The sequence below is a fragment of the Stenotrophomonas sp. NPDC077421 genome (assembly GCF_049545505.1).
Lineage (GTDB): Bacteria > Pseudomonadota > Gammaproteobacteria > Xanthomonadales > Xanthomonadaceae > Stenotrophomonas > Stenotrophomonas nematodicola.
Genome location: NZ_JBMWDP010000078.1, coordinates 1 through 2,224 on the forward strand (window position 1 = coordinate 1; position 2,224 = coordinate 2,224).

Sequence of the window (2,224 nt, forward strand, 5' to 3'; positions counted from 1 at the left end):
GCCCTAGTCCTTGCCGGTGTTTACGACGACCTGGTCGCCCTTCTTGATACGGTTAGCCATGATTATCTCCTGTCGCTCACAGCACTTCGGGAGCGAGCGAGACGATCTTCATGAACTTCTCGGAACGAAGTTCACGCGTCACCGGTCCGAAGATGCGGGTGCCGATCGGCTCTTGCTTGTTGTTGAGCAGGACCGCGGCGTTGGCGTCAAAACGGATCAGCGAACCGTCGGCGCGACGCACACCCTTGCGGGTACGCACCACGACGGCGTCGAACACTTCACCCTTCTTGACCTTGCCGCGCGGGATCGCATCCTTCACGGTGACCTTGATGATGTCACCGATGTGGGCGTAGCGACGCTTGGAGCCGCCCAGCACCTTGATGCACATCACTTCCTTGGCACCGGAATTGTCCGCGACCTCGAGGTAGCTCTGCATCTGGATCATGATTCAGATCTCCTTATTCAGCCGCACGCGTGATGACTTCCACCACGCGCCAGTTCTTGGTCTTGGACATCGGAGCAATCTCGGTCACGCGGACGACATCGCCTTCGTTGCAGGCATTGTCGGCGTCGTGGGCGTGCAGCTTGGTCGAACGCTTGATGTACTTGCCGTACAGGGCGTGCTTGACCAGGCGTTCCACCAACACGGTGACCGTCTTGTCCATCTTGTTGCTGACGACACGGCCTTCGACCGTGCGCAGCGTCTTGTTTTCAGTATTGTCGCTCATCGCGGCCATCCTTACTTGGTGCTGCCGAGCAGGGTCTTGACGCGAGCAATCTCGCGGCGGACCCGGCGGGTTTCGTGAGTCTTCGGCAGCTGGCCGGTAACCTGCTGCATACGGAGCGAGAACTGCTCCTTACGCAGGTCGGTCAGGTGGGCCTTCAGATCGTCAGCCGACTTTTCGCGAAGTTGTTTGATATCCATTACATCACCGTCCGGGTCACGAAGGTGGTGGTCACGGAGAGCTTGGCAGCTGCCAGGCGGAACGCCTCGCGAGCCACGCTTTCATCCACACCTTCAATTTCATAGATCATGCGGCCGGGCTGGATCTGGGCGACCCAGTACTCCACGTTGCCCTTACCAGAACCCATTCGGACTTCGATGGGCTTCTTGGTGATCGGCTTGTCGGGGAACACTCGGATCCACATCTTGCCGCCGCGCTTGACGTAGCGGCTGATCGAACGGCGAGCCGCTTCGATCTGACGCGCGGTCAGCTGACCATGAGCGGTTGCCTTCAGGCCGTACTCGCCGAAGCTGACAGCGTTGGCGCTCCAGCTCAGGCCATCGTTACGGCCCTTGTGTACCTTGCGGTACTTGGTTCGCTTGGGTTGCAACATTGTCGTTACCTCGCTTCACGGGCCGGGCGCTGACGGTCACCACGGTCGCCGCGATCGTTACGATCGTTGCGCGGGGAGTCGTCCTGCTTTTCCTGGCCAACCTGGGAGAAATCGAAAACCTCGCCCTTGTAGATCCAGACCTTGATGCCGATGATGCCGTAGGTCGTCTTGGCTTCAGCGAAGCCATAGTCGATGTCGGCACGCAGCGTGTGCAGCGGCACGCGGCCTTCGCGGTACCACTCCGAACGGGCGATTTCAGCACCGTTGAGGCGGCCACCGACGTTGACCTTGATGCCCAGGGCACCCAGACGCATCGCGTTGCCGACCGAGCGCTTCATTGCACGGCGGAACATGATGCGACGCTCCAGCTGCTGCGCGATCGACTCGGCAACCAGCTGCGCGTCCAGCTCGGGCTTGCGCACTTCGGTGACGTTGATGTGCGCCGGGACGCCCATCATTTCGCTCACTTCCTTGCGCAGCTTCTCGATGTCCTCACCGCGCTTGCCGATCACCACGCCCGGACGGGCGGTGTGGATCGTCACGCGAGCGGTCTTGGCCGGACGCTCGATCAGGATCTTGCTGATGCCGGCCTGCGCGAGCTTCTTGCGCAGCATGTCCCGCACCTTCAGGTCGGCCGCCAGGTAACCAGCGAACTCGGCCTTGTTGGCGTACCACTTGGAGTTCCAGTCCTTGGAAATGCCGAGGCGGATACCAATCGGATGAACTTTATGACCCATGGTGTTTTCCTTTCCGCTTACTTGCCGGCGCCCACAACCACAGTGATGTGGCTGGTGCGCTTGAGGATGCGGGTGCCGCGGCCTTTCGCCCGCGCCATGAAACGCTTCAGGGTCGGACCTTCATCTACCATGATGGTCTGAACCTTCAG

The 2,224-nt window shown here is 60.5% G+C and carries 6 protein-coding genes; all 6 read right to left on the reverse strand.

All coding sequences use genetic code 11. The features are described from left to right. Positions 1-76: 76 nt before the first annotated feature. On the reverse strand, positions 77-445 hold the full coding sequence (gene rplN / locus ACPEH1_RS20445) for a 50S ribosomal protein L14 (RefSeq protein ID WP_017355415.1): 369 nt from the start codon (positions 443-445) through the stop codon (positions 77-79). A 13-nt stretch (positions 446-458) separates the two neighbouring features. After that, positions 459-728 (reverse strand): 30S ribosomal protein S17, encoded by a 270-nt coding sequence (gene rpsQ / locus ACPEH1_RS20450; protein ID WP_017355414.1) that lies wholly within the window; start codon positions 726-728, stop codon positions 459-461. Positions 729-739: 11 nt separating this feature from the next. Beyond that, positions 740-925: a 50S ribosomal protein L29 gene (gene rpmC, locus ACPEH1_RS20455; RefSeq protein ID WP_017355413.1), complete on the reverse strand. Its 186-nt coding sequence runs from the start codon at positions 923-925 to the stop codon at positions 740-742. After that, positions 925-1,338: a 50S ribosomal protein L16 gene (gene rplP / locus ACPEH1_RS20460; RefSeq protein ID WP_017355412.1), complete on the reverse strand. Its 414-nt coding sequence runs from the start codon at positions 1,336-1,338 to the stop codon at positions 925-927. Before rplP ends, rpmC begins: the two co-directional genes overlap by 1 nt. A gap of 5 nt (positions 1,339-1,343) precedes the next feature. Next, entirely contained in the window at positions 1,344-2,075 is a 732-nt protein-coding gene (gene rpsC / locus ACPEH1_RS20465; protein ID WP_017355411.1) for a 30S ribosomal protein S3, read from the reverse strand. A 17-nt stretch (positions 2,076-2,092) separates the two neighbouring features. Further along, the coding region (locus ACPEH1_RS20470) for a large ribosomal subunit protein uL22 (RefSeq protein WP_423716310.1) at positions 2,093-2,224 on the reverse strand (132 nt) is incomplete at its 5' end.

What these genes read in the sequence shown, in the direction of transcription:
- rplP (WP_017355412.1), bottom strand. Translation starts at nt 1,338, where the DNA reads ATGTTGCAACCCAAGCGAACCAAGTACCGCAAGGTACACAAGGGCCGT.
- rpmC (WP_017355413.1), bottom strand. Translation starts at nt 925, where the DNA reads ATGGATATCAAACAACTTCGCGAAAAGTCGGCTGACGATCTGAAGGCC.
- rpsQ (WP_017355414.1), bottom strand. Translation starts at nt 728, where the DNA reads ATGAGCGACAATACTGAAAACAAGACGCTGCGCACGGTCGAAGGCCGT.
- rpsC (WP_017355411.1), bottom strand. Translation starts at nt 2,075, where the DNA reads ATGGGTCATAAAGTTCATCCGATTGGTATCCGCCTCGGCATTTCCAAG.
- rplN (WP_017355415.1), bottom strand. Translation starts at nt 445, where the DNA reads ATGATCCAGATGCAGAGCTACCTCGAGGTCGCGGACAATTCCGGTGCC.